Below are 15,235 nucleotides of genomic sequence, written 5' to 3'. Positions count from 1 at the left end.
ACAACGTTCTCAATCCCGCCGGGCTAACGCCTACTCGGCGGTAGGTGCGACGATCGGACGGCAAAACGCAGTAAACGCAGTAGCGAAAGCAGAGGAAGTCGGCCATGGCAACGGCGCCCAGCGTCTCCTACTCGATGACGGTCCGCCTGGAGGTGCCCGCGAGCGGAACCGCGGTCTCCCAGCTCACCACGGCCGTCGAGTCCAACGGAGGCTCGGTGACCGGCCTCGACGTGACCGCCTCCGGCCACGAGAAGCTCCGTATCGACGTCACCATCGCGGCCACCTCCACCGCGCACGCCGACGAGATCGTCGAGCAGCTGCGCCACATCGAGGGCGTCACGCTCGGCAAGGTCTCCGACCGTACCTTCCTGATGCACCTCGGCGGCAAGATCGAGATGGCGTCGAAGCACCCCATCCGCAACCGTGACGACCTCTCCATGGTCTACACGCCCGGTGTGGCCCGCGTCTGCATGGCGATCGCCGAGAACCCCGAGGACGCCCGCCGCCTCACCATCAAGCGCAACTCCGTTGCGGTCGTGACGGACGGCTCCGCCGTCCTCGGCCTCGGCAACATCGGCCCCAAGGCCGCTCTGCCCGTGATGGAGGGCAAGGCGGCCCTCTTCAAGCGGTTCGCCGGCATCGACGCCTGGCCGATCTGCCTCGACACCCAGGACACCGACGCGATCGTCGAGATCGTCAAGGCGATCGCCCCCGGCTTCGCCGGCATCAACCTGGAGGACATCTCCGCGCCCCGCTGCTTCGAGATCGAGGCCCGGCTGCGCGAGGCCCTCGACATCCCGGTCTTCCACGACGACCAGCACGGCACCGCGATCGTCGTCCTCGCCGCCCTCACCAACGCGCTGCGCGTGGCGGGCAAGGGCATCGGCGACATCCGCGTCGTCATGTCCGGCGCCGGCGCGGCCGGCACGGCCATCCTCAAGCTGCTCATCGCCGCGGGTGTGAAGAACGCCGTCGTCGCCGACATCCACGGTGTCGTGCACTGCGACCGCGCGGACCTGGTCGACGCCGCCGCCGACTCCCCGCTGCGCTGGATCGCCGACAACACCAACCCCGAGGGCCTCACCGGCACGCTGAAGGAGGCCGTGCACGGCGCGGACGTCTTCATCGGCGTCTCCGCCCCGAACGTCCTCGACGGCGACGACGTGGCCGCCATGGCCGACAACGCGATCGTGTTCGCGCTCGCGAACCCGGACCCCGAGGTCGACCCCGCGGTGGCCCGTCAGACGGCGGCCGTCGTGGCCACCGGCCGCTCCGACTTCCCGAACCAGATCAACAACGTGCTGGTCTTCCCGGGCGTCTTCCGCGGCCTCCTCGACGCCCAGTCCCGCACCGTGAACACGGAGATGATGCTCGCCGCCGCGAAGGCCCTCGCCGACGTCGTCAGCGAGGACGAGCTGAACCCGAACTACATCATCCCGAGCGTCTTCAACGACAAGGTCGCGGGAGCGGTCGCCGGGGCGGTCCGCGAGGCCGCGAAGGCCGCCGGCGCCACGGCCTGACCCCGGCCGCGGGGCGGCCGTGCGGCGGCTCCGGCCGACTGTGACGGTCACCACGATGGGCCCGGATCCCGGCGCGTCGCGGGGATCCGGGCCTGTCGTGCGCCTAGGGTGGCGGCCAGTCCGCCGTCGTGGCGGGCCCGAGCGGGACCGGCGTGGACATGGCGCTTTTCGTGTGACTCCCTTGGGTGTTCGTGTGACTCCCATGGGTGCCGGATTGGCTTTCCCGCCGCAGGTGAGTGCAGGATGCGTCCCTGGGCGCGAGGGTCTGACGACGGACCCGGGTCCGCCTCAACGGCAAGAAGAACACGGGAGTAACAACATGAACCGCAGTGAGCTGGTGGCCGCGCTGGCCGACCGCGCCGAGGTGACCCGCAAGGACGCCGACGCCGTGCTGGCCGCGTTCGCCGACGTCGTCGGTGACATCGTCTCCAAGGGCGACGAGAAGGTCACCATCCCCGGTTTCCTGACCTTCGAGCGCACCCACCGTGCCGCTCGCACCGCGCGTAACCCGCAGACCGGCGACCCGATCCAGATCCCCGCCGGCTACAGCGTGAAGGTCTCCGCGGGCAGCAAGCTCAAGGAAGCCGCCAAGGGCAAGTGATCCCGCCGCCCGTGCGCCGTGGGACGGCGCACGAGGCCCGGTGACACCAGTGGGGCGGTCTCCCGACACCGGGAGACCGCCCCACAGACGTTCTCGGGCAGCGCCGCGGCCGAGCGCCCTGCCCGGCGGGGAGCGGCGCTGTCGTGTGCGGCGTGGGGCTGCTGGGCCGCAGCGTCAGCCGAGTGCCTTGCCCGGCAGTTCCACCTTCGCGCCCAGCTCCACGAGCTTCTCCATGAAGTTCTCGTAGCCGCGGTTGATGAGGTCGATGCCGTGGACACGGGACGTGCCCTGGGCCGCGAGGGCCGCGATCAGGTACGAGAAGCCGCCGCGGAGGTCGGGGATGACCAGGTCGGCGCCCTGGAGCTTCGTCGGGCCCGACACGACCGCCGAGTGCAGGAAGTTCCGCTGGCCGAAGCGGCAGTCGGAGCCGCCGAGGCACTCGCGGTAGAGCTGGATGTGCGCGCCCATCTGGTTCAGCGCGGACGTGAAGCCCAGCCGGGACTCGTAGACCGTCTCGTGGATGATCGACAGACCCGTGGCCTGCGTCAGGGCCACGACCAGGGGCTGCTGCCAGTCGGTCTGGAAACCGGGGTGGACGTCCGTCTCCAGGGCGATCGACTTCAGCTGGCCGCCGGGGTGCCAGAAGCGGATGCCCTCGTCGTCGATCTCGAACGCGCCCCCCACCTTCCGGTAGGTGTTCAGGAACGTCATCATCGAGCGCTGCTGGGCGCCCCGCACGTAGATGTCACCCTCCGTGGCCAGCGCGGCGGACGCCCAGGAAGCGGCCTCCAGCCGGTCCGGGAGGGCCTTGTGGGTGTAGCCGCCGAGCGAGTCCACACCGGTGATGCGGATCGTGCGGTCGGTGTCCATCGCGATGATGGAGCCCATCTTCTGCAGGACGCAGATCAGGTCCTCGATCTCCGGCTCGATCGCCGCGTTCGACAGCTCCGTCACGCCCTCGGCGAGGACGGCCGTGAGCAGCACCTGCTCGGTCGCGCCGACCGAGGGGTACGGCAGCCGGATCTTCGTGCCCCGCAGCCGCCGCGGGGCCTCCAGGTACTGGCCGTCCTCCCGCTTCTCGATCTTCGCGCCGAACTGCCGCAGCACCTCGAAGTGGAAGTCGATCGGCCGGCCGCCGATGTCGCAGCCGCCGAGACCGGGGATGAAGGCGTGGCCGATCCGGTGCAGCAGCGGACCGCAGAACAGGATCGGGATGCGCGAGGACCCGGCGTGGGCGTCGATGTCGGCGACGTTCGCGCTCTCCACGTTCGTCGGGTCCATCACCAGCTCGCCCGGTTCGTCCCCCGGGCGTACCGTTACGCCATGGAGCTGCAGCAGCCCGCGCACCACCCGGACGTCGCGGATGTCGGGGACGTTGCGCAGCCGGCTCGGACCGCTGCCGAGCAGCGCGGCGACCATGGCCTTGGGTACGAGGTTCTTCGCACCGCGGACACGGATCTCGCCACTGAGCGGGGTGCCGCCGTGTACAAGCAGTACGTCGTCAGAGCCGTTGACGGTCATGAATCTCGCGTTCCGTGGAGTAGGGCAGAGGGTTTCACGGCGTGGGGGACCGACCGGTTTTCCCGTGGTGCGGGAGCCGTTTCGGCGTGGGCCGGAAGGGCTAGCGTAAACGCCGCCCACCCCCCTTCCGTAAGCCCGAGTACTTCTCAGCCACGTCATGAGTTCGCCACAACACGAACCGTTGACCGCCGGGTACATGGGGTCACCGAACCGGATGTGCGCGGGGGCCGCACCGGTGCGCCCTGAACTGCGTTCACCCCGCTCCCGGGATTGGCTCCCCGTACACGGGCAGGATGCGGGATCATGTCTGGCATGACCGAGGTGTCCTCGCTCACAGGGCGGCTGCTCGTGGCCACGCCCGCCCTGGCGGACCCGAACTTCGACCGCGCTGTGGTGCTGCTCCTCGACCACGACGAGGAGGGCTCGCTCGGGGTGGTCCTCAACCGCCCCACCCCGGTGGACGTCGGGGACATCCTGGAGGGCTGGGCGGAACTCGCCGGCGAACCCGGGGTCGTCTTCCAGGGCGGCCCGGTGTCCCTGGACTCGGCGCTCGGCGTCGCGGTGATTCCCGGCGGCGGCCCCGTCGACCGGGCGCCGCTCGGCTGGCGGCGCGTCCACGGCGCGATCGGGCTCGTCGACCTGGAGGCCCCGCCGGAACTCCTCGCCTCGGCGCTCGGCTCGCTGCGCATCTTCGCCGGCTACGCGGGCTGGGGCCCCGGCCAGTTGGAGGACGAACTGGTCGAGGGCGCCTGGTACGTCGTCGAGTCGGAACCCGGCGACGTGTCGTCCCCGTCGCCCGAACGGCTCTGGCGGGAGGTCCTGCGCCGCCAGCGCAGCGAACTCGCGATGGTGGCCACGTACCCCGACGACCCTTCGCTCAACTGATGCGGGTGAGCCCCAGTACCCTTGGCGTCATGAGCACTCTTGAGCCCGAGCGCGGTACTGGTACGGGGACCCTCGTCGAGCCGACGCCGCAGGTGTCGCACGGCGACGGTGACCACGAGCGCTTCGCCCACTACGTCCAGAAGGACAAGATCATGGCGAGCGCGCTCGACGGCACGCCCGTCGTGGCGTTGTGCGGCAAGGTGTGGGTACCGGGGCGCGACCCGAAGAAGTACCCCGTGTGCCCCATGTGCAAGGAGATCTTCGACTCGCTCGGCGCGGGCGGCGGGGACGACGAGGGCGGCGGCAAGAAGTAGCGGCCGGCCGCGCGACCGCGGTGCCCGGGAGCGGGTACCGCGGTCTTTGCTGCGTCGCCGCCCGGCCCGGCGCCCGAGAACAGTGGCCCCCGAGTCACCGGGCGCCCGGTCTTGGTCATAAGTGGTCGAGACCTCTTGTGGTCATGTTCATGTGCTCCATAGCCTCCGGTGTGTTGCAGAGAGCAGAACGCCCGTTGCAGAGAATGCAACACTCCGCTCCCCCCTCCGGAGGACCCCGCGCCATGAAGCTCGCCGCCCGACTCGTCGCCCCCATGGCGGCTCTCGCTCTCGCGGGGCTCACCGCCTGCGCCCCCGGGACGTCCGACAACTCGTCCGCAGCGAAGGACGACAGGACCGGCACCCTGCGGCTCTGGCTCTTCCGGGAAGTGAGCAACGAGCCGAAGGAGAAGGTCGTCGACCAGGTCGTCGACGCCTTCGAGAAGGCACACGACGGCGCGAGGGTCACGGTCGAGTACATCCCCGTCGAGAGCCGCGCCGAACGCATGAAGGCCGCCTTCAACGACCCGAAGAGCGCCCCCGACGTCGTCGAGTACGGCAACACGGACACCGCCGGCCACGTCAAGGACGGCGGACTCGCCGACGTCACTGCGGAGTTCAACGGCTGGTCCGACGCCAAGGACTCCGACCCGACCGCCCGGACCTCCGTCACCGTCGACGGCAAGGTCTACGGCGCCCCCTTCTTCGTGGGCGTCCGCGCCCTGTACTACCGCACGGACGTCTTCGACGAACTCGGCATCGAGCCGCCGAAGACCCTCGACGAGGTGAAGACCGCCGCGCAGCGGATCCGCGCGGCCAGGCCCGAGCTGTACGGGCTCGTCGTCGGCGGCGCCTACACCTACGGCGCGATGCCCTTCGTCTGGGCCCACGGCGGCGAGATGGCCGAGGGCCGGGGCGGCTCGTACGCCGCCACCATCGACAGCGACGCCGCCCGCGAGGGCATCGAGGCGTACACCTCGCTGTTCGGCGACGACAACTGCCCCGCCGCCAAGTGCGCCGGCATGGGCGGCAACGACACGGTCACCGCGTTCGCCGCGGGCAAGGCCGGCATGGCCATCGGCGGTGACTTCAGCCACGCGGCCATCGAGGCCGGCAAGGTCAAGGGCGCGTACGCGGTCGTGCCGCTGCCGGGCGTGAAGTCCGGTTCGGTGGCCCCGGCGTTCGCGGGCGGCAACAACATCGGCGTACTCAGGAGCACCACGCACCGCACGCTCGCCGTCGACCTGATGAAGCGGCTCGCGTCCAAGCGGACCCAGAGCGCGCTCTTCGACGCGATGGGCTTCCTGCCGACGTACACCGACGTCCGGGCCGAGGCGGCGAAGAAGGAGCCGTTCATCGCGCCGTTCGTGAAGACGCTGTCCTCGGGGACCAGGTTCGTGCCGGTCTCGCCCGCGTGGGCCCGGATCGACGCCTCGCTCGTACTGCCGACGATGTTCCAGGAGATCGTCAGCGGCAAGAAGGACGTGGACGAGGCGTCCGAGGACGCTGCGGACCGGATGAACGACGCGTTCAGCTCCGTCGGGTGACGCCGGTGGCCACCGGCCCGCGTTCCCGGGGTGCCGCCGGCTGGACTCCCTGGCTCTATCTCGCCCCCGCGCTGGTCGTGCTCGGCGCGCTGCTCGTCCACCCCGTCGGCCAACTCGGCCTGATCTCCCTGCTGGAGTACACCCAGGCGCAGGCCAGCGGCGGAGAGCCGACCTCCTTCCGGGGAGCCGGCAACTACGCCGAACTCTTCGCGGACGACCGGTTCCGGCAGGTGTTGCTGACCACCGTCGGCTTCGCCGCGGCCTGTGTGGTGTCCACGCTGGCCGTCGGCTGCGCCCTGGCCGTGCTGCTGACCCGGGTGCGGGCCGTGCCACGGCTGGCGCTGATGCTGGCCGCGCTGGGCGCGTGGGCGACCCCGGCGGTCACCGGCTCGACGGTGTGGCTGCTGCTGTTCGACCCCGACTTCGGCCCCGTCAACCGGGTGCTCGGGCTGGGCGACCACTCGTGGACGTACGGGCGGTACAGCGCCTTCCTGCTCGTCCTGCTGGAAGTGGTCTGGTGCTCCTTCCCGTTCGTGATGGTGACGGTCTACGCGGGCATCCGGGCCGTCCCGTCCGAGATCCTGGAGGCGGCGGCCCTCGACGGTGCCTCACAGTGGCGGATCTGGCGGTCGGTGCTCGCCCCGGTGCTCCGCCCGATCCTCGTCGTCGTCACCGTCCAGTCGATCATCTGGGACTTCAAGGTCTTCACCCAGGTCTATGTGATGACGGGCGGCGGCGGTATCGCCGGGCAGAACCTCGTACTGAACGTGTACGCCTACCAAAAGGCCTTCGCCGCCTCCGAGTACGGTCTCGGTTCGGCGATCGGCGTGGTGATGCTGGTGATTCTCCTGGCCGTCACCCTGGTGTATTTGCGGCTGCTCCGCGGACAGGGGGAGGAGTGGTGAATTCGACGGGATCACCGCGCCGTCCGAGGCAGCCCCGGCGGCTCGTCGCGGAGGCGTCCGCCCTGCTCATCGCGGCGGTGGTGGCCTTTCCGCTCTACTGGATGGTGTTGAGCGCCCTCAGACCGGCGGGGGAGATCGAGTCGGCCGAGTCCCGGCCCTGGACGCTCGCGCCGACCCTCGATTCCTTCCGCCGGGTCCTCGGGCAGCAGGAATTCGGCCGCTACTTCCTCAACAGCCTTGTCGTCGCCTGCGCCGTGGTGATCGCCTCCGGGCTGATCGCCTTTCTCGCGGCGACGGCGGTGACACGATTCCGCTTCCGTTTCCGGACCACCTTGCTGATCATGTTCCTGATCGCCCAGGCGGTGCCCGTGGAGGCGCTCACCATCCCCTTGTTCTTCCTCATGCGGGACACCGGCCAACTCAACACCCTGGGTGCGCTGATCCTGCCCCACATCGCTTTCTCCCTGCCCTTCGCGATCTGGATGCTGAGGGGCTTCGTGAAGGCCGTACCGGAGTCCCTGGAGGAGGCCGCGCAGCTCGACGGCGCGAGCCGTTCCCGATTCCTGTGGCGGATCCTTTTCCCGCTCGTCCTGCCGGGCCTGGTCGCCACCAGCGTCTTCTCCTTCATCTCCACCTGGAACGACTTCCTGTTCGCCAAGTCGTTCATCATCAGCGACACCTCCCGGTCGACGTTGCCGATGGCCCTGCTCGTCTACTTCGAGCCGGAAGAACCCGACTGGGGCGGCGTGATGGCGGCGTCCACGGTGATGACGATCCCGGTGCTGGTCTTCTTCGTACTCGTCCAGCGACGACTGGTCTCCGGACTGGGCGGAGCGGTCAAGGAGTGATGTGAGCGAACCCGACGGAACCGAACTGATTCCGGCGCCCCGGCGCCTCGTGCGCGACGGCGCCCGCCGCGGCCGGCTGCACCAGGGGACCCGGCTGGTGGCCGGTCCCGGCACCGAGGGCGTCGCGCGCTGGCTGCGGGCGACGCTCGGCGCGGCGACCGGACTCACCTTCCCGGACGGCGGCGGGGCCGCGCCCCGGCTCACGCTGAGCGTCGAGCCGGACCTGCCGCCGGAGGGCTACCGCGTCGTCACCGGCGCCGCCGACCACCTGATCCAGGGCGGCGACGCGGCCGGCGTCCTGTGGGGCGCGCAGACCTTCCGGCAGCTGCTCGGGCCCGACGCCCACCGGCGGGCGCCCCTGCGGCCCGGCCGCGCCTGGGACCTCCCCGCGGTCACCGTGGAGGACGCCCCCCGCTTCGCCTGGCGCGGCCTCATGCTCGACGTCGCCCGGCACTTCCTGCCGAAGGACCAGGTGCTGCGCCATCTCGATCTGATGGCCGCGCACAAACTCAACGTCCTCCACCTCCACCTGACGGACGACCAGGGCTGGCGGATCGAGATCGAGCGGTACCCGAGGCTCACGGAGATCGGTTCATGGCGGGCCCGCACGAACTTCGGTCACAGGGCGTCACCGCTGTGGGAGGAGAAGCCGCACGGCGGTCACTACACGCGTGACGACCTCCGCGAGATCGTCGCCTACGCCGCCGAACGGCACATCACCGTGGTCCCCGAGATCGACATCCCGGGACACAGCCAGGCCGCGATCGCCGCGTACCCGGAACTCGGCAACACCGATGTCGTCGACACGAGCGCCCTCACCGTCTGGGACACCTGGGGCGTCAGCGAGAACGTCCTCGCGCCCACGGACCACACCCTGCGCTTCTACGAGGGGGTCCTGGAGGAGGTCCTGGACCTCTTCCCCTCGACGTTCGTGCACCTCGGCGGCGACGAGTGCGTCAAGGACCAGTGGAAGCGGTCGGCCACCGCGCAGGCGCGCATCCGGGAGCTCGGACTGGAGGGCGAGGACGGTCTGCAGGCGTGGTTCGTGCGGCACTTCGACAACTGGCTGACGGCGCGCGGGCGTCGCCTGATCGGATGGGACGAGATCCTGCAGGGCGGCCTCGCGCCGGGTGCGGCCGTGTCGTCCTGGCGGGGCTACGCGGGCGGTGTCACGGCGGCCCGCGCGGGCCACGACGTGGTCATGTGCCCCGAGCAGCACGTGTACCTGGACCACCGTCAGCACGACGGCCCCGACGAGCCGGTCCCGATCGGCTACGTGCGCACCCTGGAGGACGTCTTCCGGTTCGAGCCGGTTCCACCGGAGTTGACGCCCGAGGAGGCGCGGCACGTGCTGGGCACCCAGGCCAACGTGTGGACCGAGGTGATGGAGGACCCCGCGCGCGTGGACTACCAGGTGTTCCCGCGGCTCGTGGCCTTCGCCGAGGTGGCCTGGAGCCGGCTGCCCGCGTCCGCCGAACGGGACTTCGCCGACTTCGAGCGGAGGATGACCTCTCACTATCGCCGACTTGACGCCCTGGGGGTCGGTTATCGGCCGCCCGGCGGGCCCCGCCCGTGGCAGCGGCGACCCGGTGTACTCGGACGCCCGATCGAGGGGGCGCCCCCGAACGTGTGAGGCGGCGGCGCCCGCGCGCGTCCGAAAGCCGATGCCCCGCGCGACGACCCTCACCTGGAACAAGAGCCGCAAGAATCGCCGAAGGATGGCAAAAAGCACCTGTGGGAGATGTCTTGCCAAACCGGACCATCGCCGGGGTGAGGTGGGCGAATGCCTCCTAGCGGACCCCCGCGTTCGGGCCTCGCGAGAATGTGCCAGAGTTGCCACGTCCGCCCTGTCAGCACGTACCGTACGGCCAACACAGGCGGACCAGGTGGGGCAGCGGGAAGGGGCAGCCGGTTTGACCACGCACGCACCGCAGGCGGCGCAGGCCGTGACCCTGCCCGGCTCGCTCGACGAGGCCGTGGCGGCCCTCGCCGCCATGCCCTGGGCGGTTCCGGTGGCGGGTGGCACGGACCTCATGACCGCGGTCAACTCCGGGCAGCTCAGGCCCGCCGCGCTGGTCGGGCTGGGCAGGATCAGCGAGATCCGCGGCTGGCAGTACCAGGACGGGCACGCGCTGCTCGGCGCCGGACTGACGCACGCCCGGATGGGGCGCCCGGACTTCGCGGCGCTGATTCCGGCGCTCGCCGCCGCCGCGCGCGCCGCCGGACCGCCGCAGATCCGCAACGCGGGCACCCTCGGCGGCAACATCGCGACGGCCGCCCCCACCGGGGACGCGCTGCCGGTACTGGCCGCCCTGGAGGCCACGCTCGTCATCGCGGGCCCGGGCGGGGCCCGCCGTGAGATGCCCGTCTCCCACCTGCTGGCCGGCATGGAGATGCTCCGCCCCGGCGAGCTGATCGGGTACGTGCGCGTGCCGCTGCTGCACGCCCCCCAGGTCTTCCTGAAGGCCACCGGGCGGACCGGCCCCGGCCGCGCCGCCGCCTCGGTCGCCCTCGTGCTCGACCCCGCCCGGCGCGGCGTGCGGTGCGCCGTCGGCGCCATAGCGCCGATGCCGCTGCGCCCGCTGGACGCCGAGGCGTGGGTCGCCGGGCTGATCGACTGGGACGGCGAGCGCACCCTGGTCCCCGAGGCGCTGCAGGCCTTCGGCGAGTACGTCGCCGCCGCCTGCATCCCGGACCCGGCCCCCGAGGTCGACGGCTCCGTGACACCGCTTCCGCCCGCCGTACTGCACCTGCGGCGCACCGTCGCCGCGCTGGCCCGACGAGCACTGGGGAGGGCGCTGTCGTGACCGACGACCAGCACGGAGAGGGCACCCCGCAGCAGGGGGGCCAGAGCGGCTGGGAGCGACTGCCGCAGGGCGACTACGACGACGGCGCCACCACCTTCGTTCAGCTCCCCGAGGGGGGCATCGACGCGCTGCTCGCCGCCGACAGCCCGCTCGCCGCGCCCGGTCACGGCTATGTGCCGCCGCCCATAGCGGCCAACCCGCACGGCGGGGCCGGGACCGACCCGTCCGGCTCGGGCTCCTGGGCGATGCCGTCCGAGGGCACCCAGTGGCACGACCCGAACGCTGGGCGGCAGCAGCCCCCGGCGCAGGACGGGTTCACGTACGAGCCCGGCTCGACCGGGCAGTGGACGTTCGAGGAGCCCGCCGCGCGGGAAGGCGCCGCGCCCGGTCACGACGTGACCGGCGAGTGGTCGATTCCGGTCGCCGGGGGCGACCTTCCGGACGAATCGGGCGAGTTCAGTGCCTCGGCCCTGGTCGAGCAGTGGGGCGGCACCCCGCCCGCCACCCTGCCCGGCGGCGCCCCCGCGCCCTGGGCGACCGAGCAGATCGGCACCGCGTGGACCGCGCCGCCGCCCGCGGCGCGCGCCGAGGAGGGCGCCGCCGAGGAGGCCCCGGCCGACGCGCCCGCCGAGGCCCCCGACGAGCCCTCCGACGCCTCTGAGGAGCCCTCCGGCGCCCCTGTTGAGGCACCGGCCCCCGAGGCGCCCGAGGAGGCCCCCGAGGCCGCCCGGGAGCCCGCCGCGGACTCCGGGACCGCCACCGGGGCCGACGGCGACCCCACGGGCCCGCAGGAGCCGGGGACGCCCGCCGAGGGGTCCGGCGCCGAGGCACCCGGCACCGAGGGTGCGGACGCCGCGGACCCGGCCGCCGAGCCCGCCCCGCCCCCGCACGACGACCACCCCCTCGCCTCGTACGTCCTGAGCGTCAACGGCGCCGACCGGCCCGTCACCGACGCCTGGATCGGCGAGTCGCTGCTCTACGTGCTGCGCGAGCGGCTCGGCCTCGCGGGCGCCAAGGACGGCTGCTCGCAGGGCGAGTGCGGCGCGTGCAACGTCCAGGTCGACGGCCGGCTCGTGGCCTCCTGCCTGGTGCCCGCCGTCACCGCCGCGAGCAGCGAGGTGCGCACCGTCGAGGGCCTCGCCGTCGACGGACAGCCCTCCGACGTGCAGCGGGCGCTCGCCCGGTGCGGCGCCGTGCAGTGCGGCTTCTGCGTGCCCGGCATGGCGATGACCGTGCACGACCTCCTGGAGGGCAACCCGGCGCCCACCGAACTCGAGGCCCGCCAGGCGCTGTGCGGCAACCTCTGCCGCTGCTCCGGCTACCGCGGCGTGCTGGCGGCCGTCCGCGAGGTCGTCGCCGAACGCGAGGCGCGCGCGGCCGGCGACGGCGACACCGGCGCCGACACCGACGAGGCACGCATCCCGCACCAGGCGGGCCCCGGCGCGGGCGGCGTCAACCCGGCGGCCTACGAGGCCCAGGGCGCTCCGCCCGCGGCCCCGCACGACCCCGGCTCGTCGTACGGCGGCCAGGGGCTGTCCTTCGGCGGCCAGGACGACACGTACGGCGGTCAGGGGCAGTCGTTCGGCGGTCACGGCGACACGTACGGCGGTCAGGGGCAGTCGTTCGGCGGCCAGGACCAGTCGTTCGGGGGTCAGGACCAGTCGTTCGGGGGTCACGACGACTCCTACGGCGGTCAGGGGCAGTCGTTCGGCGGCCCTGGTGACACCTACGGCGGTCAGGGCCAGAACTTCGGCGGCCACGACCAGTCGTTCGGGGGCCAGAACCAGTCGTTCGTCGGTCAGGGCGACACGTACGGCGGTCAGGGGCAGTCGTTCGGCGGCCCTGGTGACACCTACGGCGGTCAGGGCCAGAACTTCGGCGATCAGGACCAGTCGTTCGGCCAGGACGGAGGCCAGGCGTGAGCAACGACGCAGCCACCGCGACGCCCGCGGTCACCGGCACCGCCGGCACCGCCGGGGACGCCGCGCCCGCACCGGAGGCGCTGCCGCACGGACTGGGCGTGTCCCTGCCGTCCGCCGACGCCCGCGCGAAGTCCGAGGGCACCTTCCCGTACGCGGCCGACCTGTGGGCCGAGGGCCTGCTGTGGGCCGCCGTCCTGCGCTCACCGCACCCGCACGCGCGCATCGTGTCCATCGACACGTCGCACGCCCGCGAGATGCCCGGCGTCCGGGCCGTCGTCACCCACGAGGACGTGCCGGGCACCCCGCTGCACGGCCGCGGCAGGATCGACCGGCCGGTGTTCGCCTCCGAGGTCGTGCGCCACCACGGCGAGCCCATCGCGGCCGTCGCCGCCGACCACCCGGACACCGCGCGGATGGCCGCCGCCGCCGTCATCGTCGAGTACGAGGTGCTCGACCCGGTGATCGACCCGGAGCAGGCCTTCGAGGCCGAGCCGCTGCACCCCGACGGCAACCTGATCCGGCATATCCCGCTGCGCCACGGCGACCCCGAGGCCTCCGGCGAGGTGGTCGTCGAGGGGCAGTACCGCATCGGCCGCCAGGACCCGGCCCCCATCGGCGCCGAGGCCGGCCTCGCCGTGCCCCGCCCCGACGGCGGTGTCGAGCTGTACATCGGCTCCACCGACCCGCACACCGACCGCGACACCGCCGCCGCCGTGTACGGCCTGGCCCCCGACCGCGTGAAGATCGTCGTCACCGGGGTGCCCGGCGCCACCGCCGACCGCGAGGACCAGGGCTTCCAGCTCCCCCTCGGTCTGCTGGCGCTGAAGACCGGCTGCCCGGTCAAGCTGACCGCCACCCGCGAGGAGTCCTTCCTGGGCCACGCGCACCGGCACCCGACACTCCTGCGGTACCGCCACCACGCGGACGCCGAGGGCAGGCTCGTCAAGGTCGAGGCCCAGATCCTGCTGGACGGGGGCGCGTACGCCGACACCTCGTCCGAGGCCCTGGCGGCGGCCGTGTCGTTCGCCTGCGGCCCGTACGTGGTCCCCAACGCCTTCATCGAGGGCTGGGTGGTCCGCACCAACAACCCGCCCTCCGGCCATGTCCGCGGCGAGGGCGCCATGCAGGTGTGCGCCGCGTACGAGGCGCAGATGGACAAGCTCGCCAAGAAGCTGGGCCTCGACCCGGCCGAGCTGCGCATGCGCAACGTGATGTCCACGGGTGACGTGCTGCCGACCGGGCAGTCCGTGACCTGCCCGGCCCCGGTCGCCGAACTCCTCGAAGCGGTCCGGGAGTTCCCGCTCCCGGCACTGCCGAAGGACACTCCCGAGGAGGAGTGGCTGCTGCCGGGCGGCCCCGAGGGCGCGGGCGAGCCGGGCGCGGTCCGGCGCGGCGTCGGCTACGGCCTCGGCATGGTCCACATGCTCGGCGCGGAGGGCGCCGACGAGGTCTCCACCGCCACCGTGAAGGTCCACGACGGCATCGCGACCGTGCTGTGCGCGGCCGTCGACACCGGCCAGGGCTTCTCCACCCTGGCCCGGCAGATCGTCCAGGAGACCCTCGGCATCGACGAGGTCCACATCGCCCAGGTCGACACCGACCAGCCCCCCGCGGGCGCCGGCTGCCGGGGCCGCCACACCTGGGTGTCGGGCGGCGCGGTGGAACGCGCGGCGAAGATGGTCCGCACACAGCTGCTGCAGCCCCTGGCCCACAAGTTCGGCATGTCCACGGAGCTGCTGCAGATCACCGACGGCAAGATCACGTCGTACGACGGTGTCCTGTCGACGACGGTCGCGGAGGCCCTCGACGGCAAGGAACTGTGGGCCACCGCACAGTGCCGCCCGCACCCCACCGAGCCGCTGGACGGCGCGGGCCAGGGCGACGCGTTCGTGGGCATGGCCTTCTGCGCGATCCGCGCGGTCGTGGACGTCGACATCGAACTCGGCTCCGTACGGGTCGTGGAGCTGGCGATCGCCCAGGACGTGGGCCGGGTCCTCAACCCCGCCCAGCTCGCCGCCCGGATCGAGGCGGGCGTCACCCAGGGCGTCGGTATCGCGCTGACGGAGAACCTGCGCACCCCGCGCGGTCTGATCCGCCACCCCGACCTCACCGGCTACTCCCTGCCGACCGCGCTCGACGCCCCCGACATCCGGATCGTCAAGCTGGTGGAGGAGCGGGACGTGGTGGCTCCCTTCGGCGCGAAGGCGGCCAGCGCGGTGCCGGTGGTCACCTCCCCGGCGGCCGTCGCCTCCGCCGTCCGGGCCGCGACGGGCCGTCCCGTGAACCGCCTGCCGATCCGCCCGCAGGCGGCGGTCGTGACGGGGGCCTGAGCGGTCCCCGTCCGCCACGACCGGTCCCGGGCGGTCCC

12 protein-coding genes are annotated in these 15,235 nt (G+C 72.3%); 11 read left to right on the top strand and 1 reads right to left on the bottom strand.

Annotation, left to right across the window (positions count from 1 at the left end):
* Positions 1-104 precede the first annotated feature (104 nt).
* Both GSY65_RS14125 and GSY65_RS14120 read left to right on the top strand, forming a co-directional pair.
* Positions 105-1,520, top strand: coding sequence for an NAD-dependent malic enzyme (locus tag GSY65_RS14125; RefSeq protein WP_159768015.1), 1,416 nt, complete (start codon positions 105-107; stop codon positions 1,518-1,520).
* A 319-nt stretch (positions 1,521-1,839) separates the two neighbouring features.
* Positions 1,840-2,121, top strand: a complete 282-nt coding sequence (locus GSY65_RS14120) for an HU family DNA-binding protein (protein WP_055512725.1) — start codon at positions 1,840-1,842, stop codon at positions 2,119-2,121.
* Positions 2,122-2,295: 174 nt separating this feature from the next.
* Here GSY65_RS14120 and murA read toward each other — a convergent pair whose 3' ends face one another.
* Entirely contained in the window at positions 2,296-3,642 is a 1,347-nt protein-coding gene (gene murA / locus GSY65_RS14115) for a UDP-N-acetylglucosamine 1-carboxyvinyltransferase (protein WP_159768012.1), read from the bottom strand.
* 312 nt (positions 3,643-3,954) lie between these two features.
* Here murA and GSY65_RS14110 point away from each other — a divergent pair, with 312 nt between their 5' ends.
* The 9 genes from GSY65_RS14110 (at position 3,955) to GSY65_RS14070 (ending at position 15,197) form a co-directional block, all read left to right on the top strand.
* Positions 3,955-4,527: a YqgE/AlgH family protein gene (locus GSY65_RS14110; protein ID WP_055512729.1), complete on the top strand. Its 573-nt coding sequence runs from the start codon at positions 3,955-3,957 to the stop codon at positions 4,525-4,527.
* A 29-nt stretch (positions 4,528-4,556) separates the two neighbouring features.
* Positions 4,557-4,841 (top strand): DUF3039 domain-containing protein, encoded by a 285-nt coding sequence (locus GSY65_RS14105; protein WP_079054731.1) that lies wholly within the window; start codon positions 4,557-4,559, stop codon positions 4,839-4,841.
* Positions 4,842-5,083: 242 nt separating this feature from the next.
* A complete protein-coding gene (locus GSY65_RS14100; protein WP_159768009.1) occupies positions 5,084-6,385 on the top strand; it encodes an extracellular solute-binding protein in 1,302 nt (433 codons plus the stop codon).
* Positions 6,382-7,290, top strand: coding sequence for a carbohydrate ABC transporter permease (locus GSY65_RS14095; RefSeq protein ID WP_159768006.1), 909 nt, complete (start codon positions 6,382-6,384; stop codon positions 7,288-7,290). The genes GSY65_RS14100 and GSY65_RS14095 overlap by 4 nt, the downstream gene beginning before the upstream one ends.
* On the top strand, positions 7,287-8,138 hold the full coding sequence (locus GSY65_RS14090) for a carbohydrate ABC transporter permease (protein WP_159768003.1): 852 nt from the start codon (positions 7,287-7,289) through the stop codon (positions 8,136-8,138). Before GSY65_RS14095 ends, GSY65_RS14090 begins: the two co-directional genes overlap by 4 nt.
* 1 nt (position 8,139) lies before the next feature.
* Positions 8,140-9,771 (top strand): beta-N-acetylhexosaminidase, encoded by a 1,632-nt coding sequence (locus GSY65_RS14085; protein WP_159768000.1) that lies wholly within the window; start codon positions 8,140-8,142, stop codon positions 9,769-9,771.
* 280 nt (positions 9,772-10,051) lie between these two features.
* On the top strand, positions 10,052-10,945 hold the full coding sequence (locus tag GSY65_RS14080) for an FAD binding domain-containing protein (protein ID WP_159767998.1): 894 nt from the start codon (positions 10,052-10,054) through the stop codon (positions 10,943-10,945).
* Positions 10,942-12,867 carry a 2Fe-2S iron-sulfur cluster-binding protein gene (locus GSY65_RS14075; RefSeq protein WP_159767996.1) on the top strand — a complete coding sequence of 642 codons (1,926 nt, stop codon included), beginning with the start codon at positions 10,942-10,944 and terminating at the stop codon, positions 12,865-12,867. Before GSY65_RS14080 ends, GSY65_RS14075 begins: the two co-directional genes overlap by 4 nt.
* Positions 12,864-15,197: a xanthine dehydrogenase family protein molybdopterin-binding subunit gene (locus tag GSY65_RS14070; RefSeq protein WP_159767994.1), complete on the top strand. Its 2,334-nt coding sequence runs from the start codon at positions 12,864-12,866 to the stop codon at positions 15,195-15,197. Before GSY65_RS14075 ends, GSY65_RS14070 begins: the two co-directional genes overlap by 4 nt.
* Positions 15,198-15,235 lie beyond the last annotated feature (38 nt).

Source organism: Streptomyces sp. HM190 (genome assembly GCF_009857135.1).
Classification (GTDB): Bacteria; Actinomycetota; Actinomycetes; order Streptomycetales; family Streptomycetaceae; genus Streptomyces; species Streptomyces heilongjiangensis.
This window is presented reverse-complemented; position numbering and strand designations above follow the sequence as displayed.